The 19,004-nt window shown below is 46.4% G+C and carries 17 protein-coding genes; 10 read left to right on the top strand and 7 right to left on the bottom strand.

The genetic code is table 11. The annotated features are described in order from the left end of the window. Positions 1–10 precede the first annotated feature (10 nt). From prpC to K5620_RS00345, 4 genes are all read left to right on the top strand, one after another. On the top strand, positions 11–1,138 hold the full coding sequence (gene prpC / locus K5620_RS00360) for a bifunctional 2-methylcitrate synthase/citrate synthase (RefSeq protein WP_016400035.1): 1,128 nt from the start codon (positions 11–13) through the stop codon (positions 1,136–1,138). Between the two features lie 61 nt (positions 1,139–1,199). Further along, positions 1,200–3,788: a Fe/S-dependent 2-methylisocitrate dehydratase AcnD gene (gene acnD / locus K5620_RS00355; RefSeq protein WP_221077435.1), complete on the top strand. Its 2,589-nt coding sequence runs from the start codon at positions 1,200–1,202 to the stop codon at positions 3,786–3,788. 8 nt (positions 3,789–3,796) lie between these two features. Continuing rightward, on the top strand, positions 3,797–4,975 hold the full coding sequence (gene prpF / locus K5620_RS00350; RefSeq protein ID WP_016404051.1) for a 2-methylaconitate cis-trans isomerase PrpF: 1,179 nt from the start codon (positions 3,797–3,799) through the stop codon (positions 4,973–4,975). Positions 4,976–5,018: 43 nt separating this feature from the next. Beyond that, on the top strand, positions 5,019–6,944 hold the full coding sequence (locus K5620_RS00345; protein WP_281423303.1) for a propionyl-CoA synthetase: 1,926 nt from the start codon (positions 5,019–5,021) through the stop codon (positions 6,942–6,944). A gap of 194 nt (positions 6,945–7,138) precedes the next feature. Here the strand turns inward: K5620_RS00345 and K5620_RS00340 are convergent, their stop codons facing one another. The 3 genes from K5620_RS00340 to efpL all read right to left on the bottom strand — a co-directional run bounded on the left by K5620_RS00340 (position 7,139) and on the right by efpL (position 9,028). After that, the gene (locus K5620_RS00340) at positions 7,139–7,450 is read right to left on the bottom strand and encodes a hypothetical protein (protein ID WP_040307727.1); all 312 of its coding nucleotides are present in this window, start codon (positions 7,448–7,450) and stop codon (positions 7,139–7,141) included. An 82-nt stretch (positions 7,451–7,532) separates the two neighbouring features. Further along, positions 7,533–8,387 (bottom strand): hypothetical protein, encoded by an 855-nt coding sequence (locus tag K5620_RS00335; RefSeq protein WP_016404049.1) that lies wholly within the window; start codon positions 8,385–8,387, stop codon positions 7,533–7,535. Between the two features lie 68 nt (positions 8,388–8,455). Next, positions 8,456–9,028: an elongation factor P-like protein EfpL gene (gene efpL, locus K5620_RS00330; RefSeq protein ID WP_016404048.1), complete on the bottom strand. Its 573-nt coding sequence runs from the start codon at positions 9,026–9,028 to the stop codon at positions 8,456–8,458. A gap of 259 nt (positions 9,029–9,287) precedes the next feature. Here efpL and K5620_RS00325 point away from each other — a divergent pair, with 259 nt between their 5' ends. Beyond that, positions 9,288–9,806: a hypothetical protein gene (locus K5620_RS00325; protein WP_016404047.1), complete on the top strand. Its 519-nt coding sequence runs from the start codon at positions 9,288–9,290 to the stop codon at positions 9,804–9,806. An 86-nt stretch (positions 9,807–9,892) separates the two neighbouring features. After that, a complete protein-coding gene (locus K5620_RS00320; protein WP_016404046.1) occupies positions 9,893–10,396 on the top strand; it encodes a hypothetical protein in 504 nt (167 codons plus the stop codon). A 55-nt stretch (positions 10,397–10,451) separates the two neighbouring features. Here K5620_RS00320 and K5620_RS00315 read toward each other — a convergent pair whose 3' ends face one another. After that, entirely contained in the window at positions 10,452–11,702 is a 1,251-nt protein-coding gene (locus K5620_RS00315) for a leucine-rich repeat-containing protein kinase family protein (protein ID WP_221077433.1), read from the bottom strand. 240 nt (positions 11,703–11,942) lie between these two features. Between K5620_RS00315 and K5620_RS00310 the strand changes: the two genes are divergently transcribed. Next, the gene (locus tag K5620_RS00310) at positions 11,943–13,166 is read left to right on the top strand and encodes a dicarboxylate/amino acid:cation symporter (protein ID WP_016403825.1); all 1,224 of its coding nucleotides are present in this window, start codon (positions 11,943–11,945) and stop codon (positions 13,164–13,166) included. On the opposite strand, the gene K5620_RS00305 is transcribed toward K5620_RS00310, so the two are convergent. The 3 genes from K5620_RS00305 to K5620_RS00295 are packed head-to-tail and all read right to left on the bottom strand — an operon-like array spanning position 13,163 to position 16,458. Further along, entirely contained in the window at positions 13,163–14,524 is a 1,362-nt protein-coding gene (locus K5620_RS00305; RefSeq protein ID WP_016403826.1) for a sigma 54-interacting transcriptional regulator, read from the bottom strand. The genes K5620_RS00310 and K5620_RS00305 overlap by 4 nt on opposite strands. Further along, positions 14,511–15,032, bottom strand: a complete 522-nt coding sequence (locus K5620_RS00300; RefSeq protein WP_016403827.1) for a hypothetical protein — start codon at positions 15,030–15,032, stop codon at positions 14,511–14,513. The genes K5620_RS00305 and K5620_RS00300 overlap by 14 nt, the downstream gene beginning before the upstream one ends. After that, positions 15,022–16,458, bottom strand: a complete 1,437-nt coding sequence (locus tag K5620_RS00295) for a HAMP domain-containing sensor histidine kinase (protein WP_016403828.1) — start codon at positions 16,456–16,458, stop codon at positions 15,022–15,024. The genes K5620_RS00300 and K5620_RS00295 overlap by 11 nt, the downstream gene beginning before the upstream one ends. 346 nt (positions 16,459–16,804) lie before the next feature. Here K5620_RS00295 and K5620_RS00290 point away from each other — a divergent pair, with 346 nt between their 5' ends. The 3 genes from K5620_RS00290 to K5620_RS00280 all read left to right on the top strand — a co-directional run bounded on the left by K5620_RS00290 (position 16,805) and on the right by K5620_RS00280 (position 18,949). After that, the gene (locus K5620_RS00290; protein WP_016403829.1) at positions 16,805–17,149 is read left to right on the top strand and encodes a hypothetical protein; all 345 of its coding nucleotides are present in this window, start codon (positions 16,805–16,807) and stop codon (positions 17,147–17,149) included. 167 nt (positions 17,150–17,316) lie between these two features. Next, positions 17,317–18,426, top strand: coding sequence for an aspartate-semialdehyde dehydrogenase (asd, locus tag K5620_RS00285; RefSeq protein ID WP_016403830.1), 1,110 nt, complete (start codon positions 17,317–17,319; stop codon positions 18,424–18,426). Between the two features lie 226 nt (positions 18,427–18,652). Continuing rightward, positions 18,653–18,949 (top strand): putative periplasmic lipoprotein, encoded by a 297-nt coding sequence (locus tag K5620_RS00280; protein WP_016403831.1) that lies wholly within the window; start codon positions 18,653–18,655, stop codon positions 18,947–18,949. Positions 18,950–19,004: the final 55 nt, after the last annotated feature.

The raw sequence follows: 19,004 nt of genomic DNA, 5'->3' as shown, positions 1-19,004 counted from the left end.
GGAGAACATCATGGTACAAAAAGCTTTAGGAGGCGCAGGCTTACGCGGCCAAAGCGCAGGCGAAACCAAATTATGTACAGTTGGCCAAAGTGGTTCTGGGCTTACCTATTGTGGTTACGACATTAGTGAGTTGGCCGAGCAAGCAACCTTTGAAGAAGTGGCTTATTTGTTATTTCATGGCGAGCTACCTAATCGCGACCAACTAGCTGCGTATCACGACACCTTGCACAATCTACGTGAATTGCCCGATGCGCTTAAAGCGGTATTAGAGCTTATTCCTGCAGATGCTCACCCAATGGATGTTATGCGCACTGGGGTTTCTATGCTGGGTAACTTGGAAACCGAAGCCAGCTTTGCAGAGCAACAGCAACACACTGATCGTTTATTAGCGACCTTGCCGGGCATTATCTGTTACTGGTATCGATTTAGTCACGACGGCGTGCGTATCTCCACCCAAAGTTCGGCTAAGTCTATTGCTGGGCATTTCTTAGAATTATTGCATGGCCAACCTGCCGATCCGCTACATGAACAAGTAATGCAATGCTCACTGATTCTATACGCTGAGCATGAATTTAACGCCTCCACTTTTACTGGCCGAGTGATTGCCTCAACCCTTTCCGATATTCACTCTGCTGTTTCGGGTGCGATTGGTGCATTACGTGGGCCGTTACATGGTGGCGCCAACGAGGCCGCCATGGCAATGATTGAAAATTGGACCAGCGCTGAACAAGCTGAAACTGAAATCATGGCCATGTTAGCTCGAAAAGATAAAATCATGGGTTTTGGTCATGCCATTTATCGCACCAGCGATCCACGTAACGCGCTGATTAAAGCCTGGTCGAAAAAGTTAAGCGAAGCCACTGGCGATCAGCACCTTTACGCCGTATCCGAGCGCGTAGAAGCGGTAATGTGGCGCGAAAAAGAGCTGTTTTGTAACGCAGACTTTTTCCATGCCAGCGCTTATCACTTCATGAATATTCCCACGCCACTGTTTACGCCAATTTTTGTTTGCTCGCGGGTAAGTGGCTGGGCTGCACACATTATGGAACAGCGTGCTAATAACCGGATTATTCGCCCCAGCGCCGACTACACCGGTAGCGAGCCTCGCAGCTATATACCGCTAGAGCAGCGCGACTAGTTTTTGCCAGTAAGTGGAGCATGGTGCTCCACTGCCTTCCCTTTTTGCTGTGGAAACGCTTATGAATACCGAATACCGCAAACCTCTAGCCAATAGCCAACTCGACTATTTTGATACTCGTGCGGCAGTAGAAGCCATTCAAGCTGGTGCCTACGCTGGCCTGCCTTATACCTCGCGGGTGCTGGCCGAAAACCTGGTACGCCGTTGCCCCCCCGAGCAACTTAATGCTGCGCTTAGCCAAATCATTAAGCGCAAACGCGACTTAGATTTTCCGTGGTACCCAGCTCGCGTAGTCTGCCACGACATTCTTGGCCAAACCGCCTTGGTCGATTTAGCTGGCTTGCGAGACGCCATTGCCGATAAAGGCGGCGATCCCGCCAAGGTAAACCCTGTGGTGCCCACCCAGCTAATTGTTGACCACTCCTTAGCAGTAGAGCATGCCGGCTTTGAAGCTGATGCTTTTGAAAAAAACCGCGCCATTGAAGATCGCCGCAATGATGACCGCTTCCATTTTATCAACTGGTGTAAAACCGCCTTTGAAAATGTAGATGTTATTCCGCCAGGTAACGGCATCATGCATCAAATCAATCTGGAAAAAATGTCGCCGGTGATTCAAGCGCGTGATGGTGTGGCCTTTCCCGATACATTAGTGGGCACCGACAGCCATACTCCGCACGTAGATGCCTTAGGGGTCATTGCTATTGGCGTAGGCGGATTAGAAGCCGAAAACGTGATGCTTGGGCGCGCATCTTACATGCGTTTACCCGACATTATTGGCGTAAAACTAACTGGCCTGCGCCAAGCTGGCATTACCGCCACCGACATTGTACTGGCCATTACCGAGTTCTTGCGTGAGCAAGGGGTAGTGTCTAGCTACTTAGAGTTTTATGGTGAGGGGGCTGCGCAGCTAAGCTTGGGCGACCGCGCCACGATCTCCAACATGACTCCAGAATTTGGCGCAACCGCTGCCATGTTTTACATCGACAACAATACTCTCGACTACCTTAAACTCACAGGGCGAGAGGCCGAGCAAATAGCCTTAGTAGAAAACTACGCCAAAACCACTGGCCTATGGGCTGATGACTTACAACAGGCCGAATACGAACGCGTGTTACACTTCGACCTATCCAGCGTTGGCCGCAATATCGCAGGGCCGTCCAATCCGCATCGTCGGGTAGCCACCAGCGATTTAGCTAGCCAAGGCATTGCTTCACCGGTACCACAGCTTGACGGCATAATGCCCGATGGCGCGTGTATTATTGCCGCTATCACCAGCTGTACCAATACCTCTAACCCACGCAACGTTATTGCCGCAGGTTTATTAGCGAGTAAAGCCAATCAATTAGGTTTAAGCCGCAAACCTTGGGTGAAAACCTCCCTCGCACCTGGCTCAAAAGCAGTACAACTATATTTAGAAGATGCCAATTTGTTGGCCGAACTAGAGCAACTGGGTTTTGGCATTGTGGGATTTGCCTGTACTACCTGTAACGGCATGAGCGGTGCGCTCGATCCAAAGATTCAGCAAGAAGTGATTGAACGAGACCTTTACGCCACCGCGGTGCTATCGGGCAATCGTAACTTCGACGGCCGTATTCACCCCTACGCAAAGCAAGCCTTTTTGGCATCGCCACCTTTGGTTGTGGCTTATGCCATTGCCGGCACTATTCGTTTTGATATTGAAAAAGACGCATTAGGCCACGACAGCCAAGGTAAGCCAATTACCCTAAAAGATATTTGGCCAAGTGACGAAGAAATAGATGCAGTGGTTAAACAAAGCGTTAAACCCGAGCAATTTCGCCAAGTGTACCAACCAATGTTCGACCTAAAAGTCGATTATGGCAGTGCCAGTTCTCCTCTCTATGAATGGCGGCCACAAAGCACCTATATTCGCCGCCCTCCCTACTGGGAAGGAGCCTTGGCTGGCGAGCGAAGCTTACAAGGCATGCGCCCGTTGGCGGTATTGGGGGATAACATCACCACCGACCATTTATCCCCGTCGAACGCGATTATGCTAGACAGCGCCGCTGGCGCTTATCTCGATAAGATGGGTTTACCGGAAGAAGATTTTAACTCCTACGCCACTCACCGCGGTGACCATTTAACTGCACAACGCGCCACCTTTGCCAACCCTAAGCTGTTCAACGAAATGGTGAAAGAAAGCGGCAAGGTTAAGCAAGGTTCTCTAGCGAGAGTAGAGCCCGAAGGCAAAGTAATGCGCATGTGGGAGGCCATAGAAACCTACATGCAGCGTAAGCAACCATTAATCATTGTGGCAGGTGCTGACTATGGCCAAGGCTCGTCTCGCGACTGGGCTGCCAAAGGGGTTCGCCTTGCAGGCGTTGAGGTAATTGTGGCCGAAGGCTTCGAGCGAATTCACCGTACCAATTTAGTGGGCATGGGTGTATTACCGCTGGAATTTACCAAGGGTAACAACCGCCATAGCTACCGCATAGATGGCAGCGAAACCTTCGATGTAATTGGTACACCTGCACCGGGCGAATTGCTTACTTTAGTGATTACTCGCACCAGCGGCGAACGCATCGACTTACCGGTAGTTTGTCGCTTAGACACCGCCGAAGAAGTCTCGGTTTATCAAGCCGGTGGAGTATTACAGCGCTTCGCTCAAGACTTTCTTGAAAATAGCCAATAGGAGGCAGCATGAGCCAAATTAAGCAACAACGCATTGCTGCCACCTATATGCGTGGCGGCACCAGTAAAGGGGTGTTTTTTAAGCTTGATGACTTACCCAAAGCTGCGCAGCAAGCTGGTGAGGCACGTGACAACTTGTTGTTACGAGTGATAGGCAGCCCCGACCCTTACGCCAAACAAATTGATGGCATGGGTGGCGCTACGTCAAGCACCAGCAAAACGGTAATTCTAGCGAAAAGCCAGCAGCCTAATCACCATGTCGATTACCTGTTTGGCCAAGTTGCTATCGACAAGGCCTTTGTGGATTGGAGTGGCAACTGCGGCAACTTAACCGCTGCTGTGGGCGCTTTTGCCATTAACGCAGGCTTGGTAGATGCCGCTACTCTGCCACAAAATGGCCTTGCCAACATCCGCATTTGGCAAGCCAATATTCAAAAAACCATTGTTGCTCATGTACCTATGCTTAATGGCGAGGTGCAAGAGTGTGGCGACTTTGAATTAGATGGCGTGACCTTTCCAGCTGCCGAAGTGCAAATTGACTTCATTGACCCAGCCGATGGCGAAGGAGCCTTATTTCCTACTGGTAACTTATGCGAACAATTAGAGGTTCCGGGAGTGGGTAGCCTGCAAGCCACCATGATTAACGCCGGCATCCCTACGATTTTTGTTGATGCCAAGCAGCTTGGTTACAGCGGCGTAGAGCTACAAGAAGACATTAATAATGATGAAAAAGCCTTAGCCATGTTTGAAAGCATTCGCGCCCATGGTGCACTCAAAATGGGCTTAATAGACTCACTGGAACAAGCCGCTCAACGCCAACATACACCCAAAGTCGCCTTTGTTGCCAAATCGCAAAACTATCAGAGTTCCAGCGGCAAACAGATTAAAGCAGAAGACAACGATTTATGTGTACGCGCTTTATCTATGGGTAAGTTACACCACGCCATGATGGGTACCGCAGCAGTAGCCATTGGCACAGCGGCAGCTATTCCCGGCACTTTGGTAAATCAAGCTGCTGGCGGCGGCGAGCGCGAGGTAGTGCGTTTTGGCCACCCCTCGGGCAGCCTTAAAGTTGGCGCACAAGCTCAACAAGTTAACCAGCAATGGCAAGTGACCAAAGTAAGCATGAGTCGCAGCGCCAGAATACTAATGGAAGGTTGGGTACGCGTGCCCAGCAACAGCTTTTAAGTTACCTAAGGTAACCGAAGCAAAGCCTAATAAAAAATTCCCCTTGCCAAGTGGTAAACAGCTTAGGGACGAGGAGCATATTATGAGTTATCAGCAACAAGCAGACCACGCCAAACAACAACCTGAACAGTTTTGGTTAGAGCAAGCCCAACAACTGGCTTGGTATAGCCCACCAGAACAAGCACTTAGCCAAGATGAACACGGCAATTATCGCTGGTTTAAAGGCGGCAGCATGAACACCGCATATTTGGCGCTGGATTACCATTGTGAAAATGGCCGAGCGGAGCAAACTGCGCTTATTTATGACTCGCCAGTAGCCGAACAAAAACAACAATTCACTTACGCACAATTGCGTGATGAAGTATCCAGCACCGCTGGTATGTTAGCGGCCCAAGGCGTCACTAAAGGCGACCGAGTGGTGCTGTATATGCCAATGATCCCTCAAGCTGCCATCGCCATGCTAGCTTGTGCACGCCTTGGAGCGATTCACTCGGTAGTATTTGGTGGCTTTGCTGCGCAAGAGTTGGCGGTTCGCATAGACGACGCCCAACCTAAAGTAATTCTTACCGCCAGCTGCGGGCTGGAAGGCGCCAAAGTCATTAACTACATGCCCATGGTAAGCCTGGCTTTAGAGCAAAGCCAACAGATGACTACCCCAGTATTAGTATGGCAACGCCCTCAGCAAGCGGTTGAATTTAATCAGCAATATCTAGATTGGCAAGCACTGCAACAGCAAGCTGAGCCGGCTGATTGCGTGCCAGTAGACGCCACCGATCCGCTATACATTTTGTATACCTCTGGCACCACCGGCAAACCCAAAGGTGTAGTGCGCGACAACGGCGGCCACGCGGTTGCGATGAACTACTCGATGCAAGCGGTGTACAACGTAAAACCCGGTGATGTATTTTGGGCGGCCTCCGATGTAGGCTGGGTAGTGGGTCACTCATACATCGTTTACGCTCCGTTGATTTACGGCTGCACCACCATCTTGTACGAAGGCAAACCAGTGCGCACTCCCGATGCTGGTGCATTTTGGCGGGTTGCTAGCGAGCACAAAGTAAAAGTATTGTTTGCCGCCCCCACTGCCTTTCGCGCGATTAAAAAAGAAGATCCCGATGGCGCGTTGGTTAAGGATTACGACTTAAGCCAGCTGCAAGACATCTTCATGGCGGGCGAACGTTTAGACCCACCAACATTGGAATGGACCATCAACAAAACCGACAAACCAGTGACCGACCACTGGTGGCAAACTGAAACCGGCTGGGCAATTGCAGGTAATCCTCTGGGCTTAGAGCGTATGCCAGTTAAAGCCGGCAGCGCCACCAAAGCCCTACCCGGCTACCAAGTCACTATTTTGGATGAAATGGGCGACGAGTGTGGCCCAATGGCACAAGGCTTTATCGCCATAAAACTGCCGCTACCGCCCGGTTGTTTGCCTACCGTTTGGGGAGACCAAGCGAGGTTTGAATCGGCCTATTTAAAACAGTTCCCCGGTTACTATGTCTCTGGTGATGGCGGATACATTGATGAAGATGATTACCTGTTTGTAATGGGCCGAATCGACGATGTTATTAACGTAGCAGGTCACCGTTTATCAACTGGTGAAATGGAAGAAGTGGTTGGCGCCCACCCCGCGGTAGCCGAGTGCGCGGTTATTGGCAGCCACGACGACCTAAAAGGCCAAGTGCCCTTTGGCTTAGTGGTGCTTAAAGACGGCGTGCAACAAAGTGAGCAAGAGGTATCCAAAGAACTGGTACAAAAAGTACGTAATGAAATTGGCCCTTTAGCCTGCTTTAAACAAGCCATTATCGTGCAGCGTTTGCCTAAAACCCGCTCCGGAAAAATCCTCCGCCGAACGTTGCGTCAACTGGCCGACGGCGAAGAATACGCCATCCCGTCCACCATCGACGACCCAGCCAGCTTAGGCGAAATTGAAGAGCTGATGCGCCAAGGTAGGACGATGATTTAGTCATTTGAAGAGAGCAGTTTAGTTGATTAGCTTTAAACTCATTTCTAAGTAAAAGTGAGTTTAAGCTTTCAGCTTATACAAAGGTGTTCCGGGATAGCCTGCATATGGAGCTGCCTAAGCTAAAGCTCCATAACTAAATGAGCATTATCTACGCAAAGCCAAATCCATACTGGCGTTTGAATCTTCACGGCTTACTATTTATCTTTACTAAAAACGTCCTTAAAGACATGTAGGGCAGTTTTCAAACTATAACTTCCACCATACTTTTTGAATCTACGATTTATATCCCCACCAATGCTCAAACCAAGCAATAACAGAACTACAGCTAAAATCAGAATATATACAGAAACGACCAACCAAAACTTAAATGGACTTGATTTAATATCCGGATTTACTCCTCTTGCGGCGATCTCTCCGTAAACACCAGCACCGTATAGCTGATACAAAACAAAATAACCGCAAAGTAAAATAGCTAGAAACTTTACGATGCGACTTAGTTTCTTCATTTAACAAACAGTCCTAACTGCCAAGAACCAGAAGTTCGTTGGTCTTGTTTATCTGACAGTTGTTAGTTTTGATCATAGCAGTTTACGCCCCTGTCTTTTTCTTTAAAAAATAGGCAAATACCAACAGGCCGACAAAGGTTAGAGTAAGAGAAATAGCGATAACATTGGCCAATATCGGGTTTTCAAGCTGATTGAACACACCGTTTTCATTTAGGCCTACTGTGATCCCAAATAAGATAAATGCGATTAATACAACGGTATTGGCTTTAGCTCTCTTAATACGCTGATAGATCGTTTTGCCGTAAAACTGACTCAGCCCATTACCTATCAATAGGCTGGCAACAAGAAGCCCGTGTAACAAAGTAACTAACTGAGCATTTAATCGAGAACCTTCTGAAGCAAAGTTTAGATTACCGTTACCAATGGAACTGATACTTTCAAAAATTAAAACCAAGCCAAATGCTACGCCAAAAACCGAAATAACTTGCTGACGCTTATCATCTTTTTTCAAACCAACAACTGCTGCAGGCACAGGCTGTCGCTCACCAGCTAGCGGTATGATTGAGTTACGAATATCAACATGAGAACTTTCAGGTAATTTGGAAAGTTTAAGCTTGTAACGCGCCTGATCCATGGTCACCAAGTTGAGTTCTTTTTTATTAGAAGCAACAGTTTCTAGCTTATACAAATCGACGTATGCGGTGACCATTCCAAAACGTGAAATAGTAAGATAAGAATTTACTAATACCGCTTTGTAACTGCATTTAATGGCCACATAAATAATAACCAGAAACAAAACAAAATAATTGTCATCTAAACTTCTGTCTCCGGTAATGAAGCCTGTTAGTAAATTAAAGCCTAGCCAGAAAGCCAAACCAATAGATGCTGTTTTTAGTTGATAAGATTTTGAGCTAGAAAAGCTCCAGTCACTGCTCACATTTCATTCCTTGAAACAAAAAAGCAGCCCTAAAGCTGCTTTGTCCACCTAACTTCCATCAAAGCAAGTTACTTCTCTGCGCGACTCATAAATTTCTTCTCGGCAGTGCTTACCTTAATCTTCTCGCCGCTGGCGATGTATTCAGGCACCTGTACCGACAAGCCGGTGCTTAAGATAGCAGGCTTGGTGCGGGCACTAGCTGAAGCACCTTTAATTGAAGGGTCAGTTTCTACGATAACCAACTCAACACTGGCAGGTAGTTCTACAGCTACTGGGGCTCCGTCTACGGTAACCACTTGCATACCCGCGGTATCTTCGGTGATAAAAGGGATTTCATCGGCGATGGTTTCGCTGTTTAGGTTGTATGGGGTGTAGTCCTCGTTATCCATAAACACATACTCGTCACCATCAATGTAAGAAAACATCACTTGATGACGGCTCACATCCGCAAGGTTAATCATTTCGTCGGCTTTAAAGCTTTCGTCAGCCTTTGCGCCGGTGGCTACATCGTATAAGCGCATACGGTACAGGCTAGCACCAGCACGTCCGCTAGGGGTTAACTTAGCGATGTCTTTTACAAAATACACTTTGCCGTTATGTTCGATGGCGGCATTCTTTTTTATTTCACTGGCCTTTGGCATGGCTGAAGTCCTTAACTAAATCGTGCAACGAAAATATCATGTACAGATTTTTAGGCAACCGTTGGCGGACCTAGAGCTAAGCAATTAGTAAGCTTTGTGTTATTAATCTCGCAAAAACTAAAATAATTACCGATAGTTAGCCAACAATTAAAAGTTTCACTTGCGTCTGTTAAACGCTTTCTGTAAAAAGCTCGGTAATTACTCAGGGACGATAATAGCTAACAGGAAAGTTAGCCTTGTTGCTTATTTAGGAGTTTAAATGTTGTCCCCGCGTATTGCTGTTGTTGCGCTACTGTCTGCTTTATTGATGGCTTGTTCTGTTGAAGATGACCAACCCAGAAGCCAAATCGCTGTCACTTTTTACCCCCCTGCAACGTCTTTCCCTGGTGCTGCCGGCGACACTGAAACGATTACTCAAAAACGTCACTTTAGAGCTGATGGCGGGTCACCCGCGCAAAGCATCACCATTAACCAACGTCGTGATGGTGAGCAACCAAGAATCAACGGTGAAGACGCCAGCCAAAATGCTACTTTCATAATTGATTTTTTAGGCAGCACTACCTTAGATGTTTACTCTGAGAGCGGTGAGTTTTTATATAACATCGATATCTTCGCAGATATGACCCAGCGCCACCTTTGCTTACCCAGTATCTACATGAGCAAATTTGAGCTAGTAGTGGACTCGCCCGTTAAAATTGCCGAAACCAAAAAAGAAGCCCACGAGTTCATTTTAGCCTGCCGAACAATTAATGAAGGCGTGGAAGAAAAAGCCGAATAAAACTGAAGAGGACGCTTCAAGCTTTTTGAAGCGTCTCTTAAGGAAGCCAAACCACAGGATGTGAAAAACTATAAATAGGAAAGCACATGACCTGTCGATTACTTAGCGCACTGCTATTAACTTTAGGCTTAACGGCCTGTAATAATTCATCTGAAACCGATGATCTCAACCGCGTGTTTCTAACATTTTACCCTTCACAACAATCTTTCCCTGAAGATGTAGCAAACAACGATACGGTCAACTTTAAGCGCTTGTTAATAGCGAACGGCGTTGAACAGGTGAACGTTACATTAAATCAACGCCTTGATGGTGAAGAACCTTTAGATGACGCGAACAACCCAGCTTATCAATATGCAGTATTTCGTGTGAGTTATGGGGCAAGCAATACCTTCGACTTATACGATGAGGACCAAAACTTTCTTTATACGCATACCATTTTTGCGGAAGATGCTAACCAGCACTATTGCATCGCCATTGATGAAAATGAGCCGCAACTTATTGAATCAAGCTTAGAGATGCGCTTCCCATCAGATAATGCAGAAGCCCACGAGTTTATTAGCCACTGTAGAACCTTAAATAACCAACAATAAGCGGCCTTCATAAGGTGTGGTTGCTATTTACTACGACACTCACAAAGCTGATAACTTAAAGGCCAAGAAATTCTTTTGCTTGGCTTTTAAGTTGCTTATAGGTATTTGAGGCTTGCTCATTTAGCCTACAAATACTCAGCATATCTTCGATAAAAAACGCCAATGCACGTTGCTCCACTCGTTCAAGTTTCAACTGCACTTCTTTTGGTAGATACTCGTAATGCGAAGCAGCACCAAAATCTCCCAGTACAATGTTGTAATTATCATCCACCAGCACATTATGTGCGTACAAGTCTCCGTGGCACATGTGATGCTCAACCAAGTGTTGCAGTAGGCTTTGCATTTGCTCCACAATCTTGGCAATTGCTGCAATGCCCAGTTGCTGTTCCGGTAAAAAAGTATCCCGTGTACAAGTTGCTAAGCTAGGTGGCTGGCCTAAATTGCTAAAATGCTCGGGAATCAGCTTCATTACCACCGCAGAGCAATCGGGCTCACTAATTTGACCAATAAAATTAACCAAGGCTGGGTGTTGGTCTACATGTAAGCAGGCGTCTAGCTCATCACTTGGGTAACCGTCGCTGGTAAGTTCTCCCTTAAACACTTTAATAGCCACGCTGCTGGGTAGCGCTACACCGGGTTTAGGATGAGCGAGAGAAATAACGCCCGAGGCACCTTGTCCCAGAACTTTATCAAACACAAAATCTTCAAGTGAATATTTTGCTAAACCAGATCCATGCTCAAAACCTTGGCAAAAAGGGTTTCCGGCAAACGCCAGCCACGCCAAGCGCGGAAGCTCTAATAATTGAGTAGGAAAACTAGCCAGTTGGTTGGCGGATACACGCAGTAGTTCTAATTTGTGGCAGTGCTGCATTGATTGCGGCAAGGCAGTAAGGCGATTGCCCGCCAAGGCACACTTTTGCAGCTCGCTACACTCACCCAGTTGTTCGGGCAAGCTTTCAATTTGATTGTCGGTAAGAATTAACCAACGCAACTTTGCCGGCAATGCTGCAGCAGATACGTGGCGAATGCTATTTGATTTAAAACCTATCATATCAAGCTTAGCGCAGCGCCCCAGCACCTCAGGCAGTACTTCAAACTGGTTATTTGAGGCAAACACTATTCGCAAGTTTTGCAATTGGCTAAGTGATTCAGGTAAGGCGCTCAATTGATTGTCACTTAAGTCCAGCACCTCGACTTGAGGGCAATACTCTGCAAACTCTTCTGGCAGTTGCTCTAGGTTATCTTTGATATTAATGCGAGTGTGTTGGCGTAGTTGGCCGGAACGAAGTTGCTCTAAAGTATGCATGCTAGGAAAACTAAATAATAAAAGTGCGACATAATAGCCTGTTGAAAAAACGATAGTGAACTATTTAACAATAGAAGCGCAATTACACCTCAAATAACTGCCCGTTCCCCAACTCCACCAGCAACACATAAAACTGAATAACAATCAAAAATAGGTATATATGATTACTTTATAGCTTTTATGCAGTACAATTCGCGACCATCAATTGCACTGATAACACTATTCACAACAGGAAACTTGATGGACACAGCACAACCACTCTATAAAAATATTGGCGTACAAGTAGTCATAGCAATGATTATTGGTACGGTAGTTGGCGCAGTAATGGGTGAGCAAGCTGCTATATTTGCCCCACTTGGCGCGATCTTCATCCATTTAATTAAAATGCTGGTTATTCCACTCATTGGCGTGTCAATTATTTCTGGCGCAGCCAACCTTGGTAACAGCCCTGCTGCAGGTAAAATTGGCATTTCTACCTTTGGCTTCTTTATGGCTACCTCAGCGGTTGCTGTGGCACTCGCCTTAGTCATGGGTTCACTATTCCAGCCAGGTACCGGTTTAGACTTAAGCCAAGCTAGCGATATGTTTTCTAACGAATACGCCGATAAAGGTGGCGTACCAGGTGTAATGGAAACCGTAATCGGCATGATCCCAGAAAACATTTTTGCCTCGTTAATGGATGCAAATATTCTGCAGATCATGGTGTTTTGTTTGTTCTTCGGTATTGCCTTATCTAAGCAACCTAGCGATAAAACAGCTCCTATCATGAGCGGCTTAGACACTGTTATTCGTGCCTTTATTTGGATGATCAACGTAGTCATGCTAATTGCGCCACTTGGTGTATTTGGTCTTATGGCTGAATCGGTGGGCACCTTTGGTTTTGCCATGCTAGGTTTAGTCGCTAAGCTGTTTGGCGTGTATGTAGCAGCTATTCTTATTTATGGTTTTGTCTTCTACCCACTCACCATTAAGCTGTTCTCTAAGATGTCGGTGCGCGAGTTTATGAGTGCTATGAAAAAGCCTCAAGCAGTGGCGCTATCAACGTCATCGTCTATGGCAACCCTGCCGGTTACCATGGAAGTAGTAGAAGAGGAACTAAAGGTATCTAAAGCGACAGCCTCTTTTGTACTGCCTTTAGGGGCAACCATTAACATGAGTGGTAATGCTATTTACTACGGTTTAGTGGCGGTGTTTTTTGCGCAAATGTTCCAAGTAGACTTAGGCTTAGCGGCTTATGCGGCAATTATTTTTACCGCTACTTTGGGGGCAATTGGTCAAGCAGGTGTGCCAGGCCCGTCGTTCTTGGTAGTCGCGGTATTGCTAGCAGCAGGCATTCCTATTGAAGGCCTACCGCTATTGTTTGCATTGGACCGTATTTTCGACATGATCCGTACTTCGTTAAACATCACTGGCGATGCAGCCTGTGCCGTGATTGTTGATCGTTTTAACGAAAAGCACCTTTAAGCACGGAACGATTCGGGGCGCAGATGATGGCGCTCCAGTAACTTATAAAACTCGGTGCGATTACGCATCGCTAAGCGCGCTGCCTGACTCACGTTACCTTGAGTTAGGCGCAATAAGCGCGCTAAATAACCTCGCTCAAACTCATCCCTAGCCTGAGAAAAACTCACCAACTCGGCCTTTTCACGCAAGGCTTGTTGAACCAGCTGCGCCGGAATCAACGGCCCAGTAGATAAGGCATTGGTTTGCTCAACCACATTCATTAGCTGCCTAACATTACCTGGCCAACGCGCCGACACCAAGCTAGACATGGCTTCTGGAGAATAGGTTTTTAGCGCACTGCCTTGGCGATCGGCAATTTGCTGGCTGAAATGATGCACCAATAAAGGAATATCTTCTCGGCGCTTGGCTAATGGCGGCAAGCCCAGCTCCACCACATTAAGTCGATAATAAAGATCTTCCCTGAACTCTTGTTGCTGCACTGCTTGATATAGATCTTGATGGGTGGCCGAGACAATTCGCACATCAACTGGAATATTCTTGGTTGAACCCACTGGACGTACTTCCCGCTCCTGCAAAGCACGCAGCAATTTAACTTGCACACTTAAGGGCGTATCAGCGATTTCATCTAAAAATAAGGTTCCACCGTTAGCAGCTTGAAATAAACCGGGATGCGCATTGGCTGCACCACTAAACGCGCCTTTGGCATGACCAAATAACTCAGACTCAAACAAACCTTCGGGAATAGCTGCACAGTTCACCGCAACAAATGGGCCTTTGTGACGCTGGCTAGCCTGATGAATCGCCTTAGCCAACAACTCTTTACCCGAGCCACTTTCACCCTGAATCATGATATTTACATCACTGGGGGCAACTTGTTGAATTTGCTTGATCAGCACATCCATTATTGGGCTACGACTAATAATGTCACTGCGCCAGCTAGCCTGAGGTTGTTGGCTTTCGCCTTCCGCAATATTTGGCTGAAGCTGTAAAGCATCAGCTACTTTTGCCAGCAACTCTTGGCTATCGAAAGGTTTAGTTAAATAGCCAAATACACCTTGTTGAGTGGCCGCAATAGCATCAGGAATATTACCGTGAGCGGTAAGTAACATCACCGGCAAGCTGGGGTACAACTGCTTTATTGCATTAAACAAAGCAAGGCCGTCCATACCGTCCATGCGTACATCACTAATAACCAGCTGGGCCGGGTAGCTTTCCAGCTCAGCCAAAGCTTCTTTGGCGCTGGCAACAGCGTGCACTTCATATCCGGCTGATTGTAATCGCAGGCTTATCAGACGTAGTAGGCTGGGGTCGTCATCGACAACCAGTAGCTTTCCGCCTTGATGATTAATTTCGTTCATTTAGTTGTTGCTCAATTCGCGTGAGTTCATCTAGCTGCATTTTTAATGCCCCAATTTGCTGCTGCAGTAAATCTTCTTGCTGCTGCTGGGTAGAAGCGAGATCTTCGTATTTATGTAACCAACGCAAGCTATCCGCAATTTGGTCGTTTAAAGCCACCAGCATGCCACGTTGGGCAAACACTTGCTCGCTAGCTAAAGCCTTATTAAACAGCGCATGAGCGCGGTGCGGATTCTTCACTGGTGACTTCTTATAGGCATATATTAGGCCAAGTTTAATACCATTATTACCCTGCTGCGGATCCAGTAATAACAGCTCTAACTCGTTGAATATTTGATCTTCACTAAGGCTTTCAAGGTTTAAATAATAGGCTGCTGGGTCAAACTTACCCAACTCAAGTTGCTGAGCGTCGCTAACAGGCACCACTGGTTGATTGGGGCGTGTTAACTCACAACCGCTAAGCATTAGCGTTACCATACTAAGCAGCATTACGTACAATTTAACTTTCATCTAACTCGCTTCCTTGTAAACCTTCTACGACAAATCGACTGCCTTGTTCTAAGCGCTGATAACGCAAACTGGCGTGTTGCCGTTCAACTAACTCTTTGGCAATGGTTAAACCTAAACCGCTGCCTTTTAAACGCGGATCTTTAGCGGTTTTTCCTTGAACGAAGGGTTGGAAGATCCGTTGCTGTAGCTCATCTTCAATGCCTTCACCTTCGTCATCAATATATAAACTTACCCCGTTTACCGTGGCAAACGAGCCTAGTTTTATCACCCCAGCTTGTGGCGAGAACTTGATTGCGTTCGACAATAGATTATCGACTATCACCCGGAGCTGCTCTTGGTTGGCCATCACACAACTCTCTCCCAACTCTATCTTAGGGTTTAAGCCGCGGCTAGACAGGCTCAAGCGATGGCTTGCCAACACTTTTTCTATAAGTGGCTTTAAGTCCACTGGGTGATGAACTTGTTCACCAGGGGTATCCAACAGCAAGTTAAAATCCAGCAAGGCTTCAATCAACTGCTGCAAGCGCAAACTGCTATCGCGCAGTATTTCGGTAATTTCCTGCTGCTGAGCGTTAAGAGGCCCTGCACTATTGTCATAGAGCAGTTCGTTGCCTTCACGAATAGCCGCCAACGGAGTTTTTAGCTCATGCGAAATATGTCGAATAAAAGCGGTTTTTTGCTGCTCTAAACTCAATAGCCTTAAACGCATATCATCCAAGGCATCGGCAATCGCCATCACTTCGGTAGCCCCACTTACCTTAATGGCTTGATCAAATTCGCCCGACTTTAAACGAGCAATTTGTGGCCGTAACTGTTGCAAGGGCCGAGTAATCACCAATACCAGCAATACCGCCGCGGCCAAGGCAAAAGGCAGGCTTATCATGCTAAACAACAAACGTTGCTGCGCCTGTTGCGTAGTATCTTGCAAAGCCATAGCCAGTTCATTAATTAAACTTTGACTGCGTTGGTCAAAGCGATGACTTAAGCTAGCAAAGCGCTTAAATTGTATATTTAGAGCCACTCTTTGTAGGGCTTGAGGGCTCTCCATTAGCTCACTTAAAGATTGCAGTTGCTGCTCTAATTCATAAACAATCTGCAATAGCTCTTTATCTTCAGTGCCAGTACGCAGCTCAAACAAACCTTTAGATACCCGTTGCCACTGGCGCTGATAAAGCTTTAAACGATTTTCATCGGCAAGAACTCTAAATTGCCGTGCACTGCGTTCTAAATCTAATAAAGACTCATCTAAACGTTTACTTGCCGACACCACTTGCGCCGACAAAAACGCGGTTTGCTGGCCTTGCATAGACACTTGTTGCAAATAATAAGAGGCAAGCAATAAACTAAGTAGTAAGGGCAACCCCAAGGTGGCTAAGGCCCAAAAGCTAAGCCGGCGAATAGAGGCCAGCACGCGAAAATTAATCAAACAACTATCCCTAGCGAGGAACAACAATCCAAACAGCGGACTATAATGCCAGAGATGCACAAAAATCCCACTGTCGCCAATCAGAGACAGTTATTACATATGATGAATAACCAAGCTAAGTCTCTGATTTAAGGTACAAGTGTAAACTTTTGTTGCTAGTAGGCTAGATTTAAACCGCAAATTTTCCCACCACTGTCGCTAATCAGCGACACTTTTTATCACCTCTATAACTAAGGCTTTGATTTTTAAGTGCTAAATTTTTGGCTTAATTTGTGCTGTAGCTCACAAGGTTTAGGGTGAGCGACTTCTTATTATCTCGCCAAATTATTTAGCTAAAGGAATCAAAATGGAACAGTTTGATCAACGTTGTTTAAGAATTGGCGATTGGATTTTCGAAATAAAAATGGTGCGCGCTATCCGAGTAAGTGAATATGGGCAACCCTATGATGCCTGCGCCAATATAAACTTTAACGGCACCCAAGCCTACATCGACAGCCAACTCACCCGCAGTGACAACGCCTTTAGCGGTAAGGACTTTGCCAGCTTCGTACAATTTTGCCAAGAAATGGGCATTACCGATGCTTGCTACGACCGCTATTCACAAGGAAAGCGCCGCAGCCGCAACATAAACATTAGCGAAGATCAGCGCCAATCTCCCAAAGTGGTTAACTTTCCAACTAGCCCACGCTAAATAGCGCTGCAATCATCTGCGCAAATAGTGGTCGAAAAGCGCTCAATTTTCTTTGATAAGCGCTAGTGTTAAAGGCTTGCCAATGGTAATCTCAAAGATTGGCTAAACGCACTTGTTTAGCCAAACAGCAAACACAAAGATCATAAAATAAAGGATGTAAACGGACCATGAAAGTAGGTTTGGTTGGTTGGCGCGGCATGGTGGGTTCCGTGTTAATGCAGCGTATGCGCGAAGAGAGCGATTTTGCCCACATAGCTCCGGTTTTTTTTAGTACTTCTCAAGTAGGTATTGCAGGTCCAGATGTTGGCACCGGCGAAACCATCTTGCAAGATGCCTTCGATATCGACAGCCTAAAAACCATGGACACCATTATCACCTGTCAGGGTGGTGATTACACCAAAGACGTTTACCCTAAACTACGCGAAAGTGGTTGGGACGGGTACTGGATTGATGCAGCATCAGCACTTCGTATGGAAGATGATGCAGTTATTGTATTAGACCCAGTAAACCGTGACGTGATTGACCAAGCCTTAAGCAAGGGTGTAAAAACCTATGTAGGCGGTAACTGTACCGTTTCATTGTTATTAATGGCCATTGGCGGATTGTTCGAAAAAGACCTTATCGAATGGGTTAGCCCAATGACCTACCAAGCAGCTTCTGGTGCTGGTGCGCGTAACATGCGTGAATTAATCAGCCAAATGGGCGAGATTCGTGACGATGTAGCCACAGAGTTAGCCGATCCAGCATCTGCCATTCTTGATATCGACCGCAAAGTGGCCGAAAAAATGCGTAGTGACGACTTCCCTACCGATCAATTTGGCGTACCGTTAGCTGGCAGCTTAATCCCTTGGATTGACGTGCCACTAGCCAGTGGTCAAAGTAAAGAAGAATGGAAGGCGCAAGTAGAAGCGAACAAAATTCTTGGCACCAGCGATCAACAAACCCCTATCGACGGGATATGTGTGCGCATTGGCGCTATGCGTTGTCACAGCCAAGCGCTTACCATTAAGCTGAAAAAAGACATTCCAGTGGCCGAGATTGAAGAAATTTTAGCCGCTCACAATGATTGGGTAAAAGTGATTCCAAACGATCGCGAATTATCAGCTCAAGAACTTACTCCAACCAAAGTAACTGGCACACTTAGTGTTCCGGTTGGTCGTATCCGTAAGCTCACCATGGGCCCCGAATACATTTCGGCCTTCACAGTGGGTGATCAATTGCTATGGGGCGCAGCAGAACCGCTACGCCGTATGTTGCGCATCTTAATTGGCAAGTAAGCAAGTTTAAAATCGATAAAGCCCAGTTACTCAACTGGGCTTTTTTTTGCTTTTCATTAGCTCAGCAAGTTACAAATTGGGATTTTAGGCTGGGCCATTTTCTCCCTTGAACAACACAAACAACAATTAAGCAGCAAATTGTTTTCATAGCTGAGCAAAATTTACTAAGCTATTGATAAGAAAAATATCCTTTATTTACTAATTCGTTGAAATTGTAGGAATCGCGATGAAAAAAACTCTCCTTGTTGCCAGCGCCATTGCCTTACTGGGAGCTTGTTCAAGCTCTGCTCCTGAACAAAACCAAGGTGTGATGATTACCGAGAAATCAACCGATGTGGTTGATTGTAATATTCTAGGGGTATTTAACGTAGACCCGCAAAGTTTAGACAGCGATAGCGGCAAACAAGAGTTAAGCCAGCGGGTTATTAGCCTTAAAGGTAATGCAGTGCAACTGATTCCTTTAACCACAGCAGAGCCAGAGTTAGTTAGCGCACATGTTTACCAGTGTCCCGAGGCTTCATAGTAAGTTTGATAACCTCGAATGAAGGAGCTTACTCGGCTCCTGTTGGTTCATTATT

This window comes from Agarivorans albus (assembly GCF_019670105.1).
GTDB lineage: Bacteria > Pseudomonadota > Gammaproteobacteria > Enterobacterales > Celerinatantimonadaceae > Agarivorans > Agarivorans albus.
Note: the sequence above shows the minus strand (reverse complement) of the source record. Positions and strands in the feature narration are given on the sequence as shown.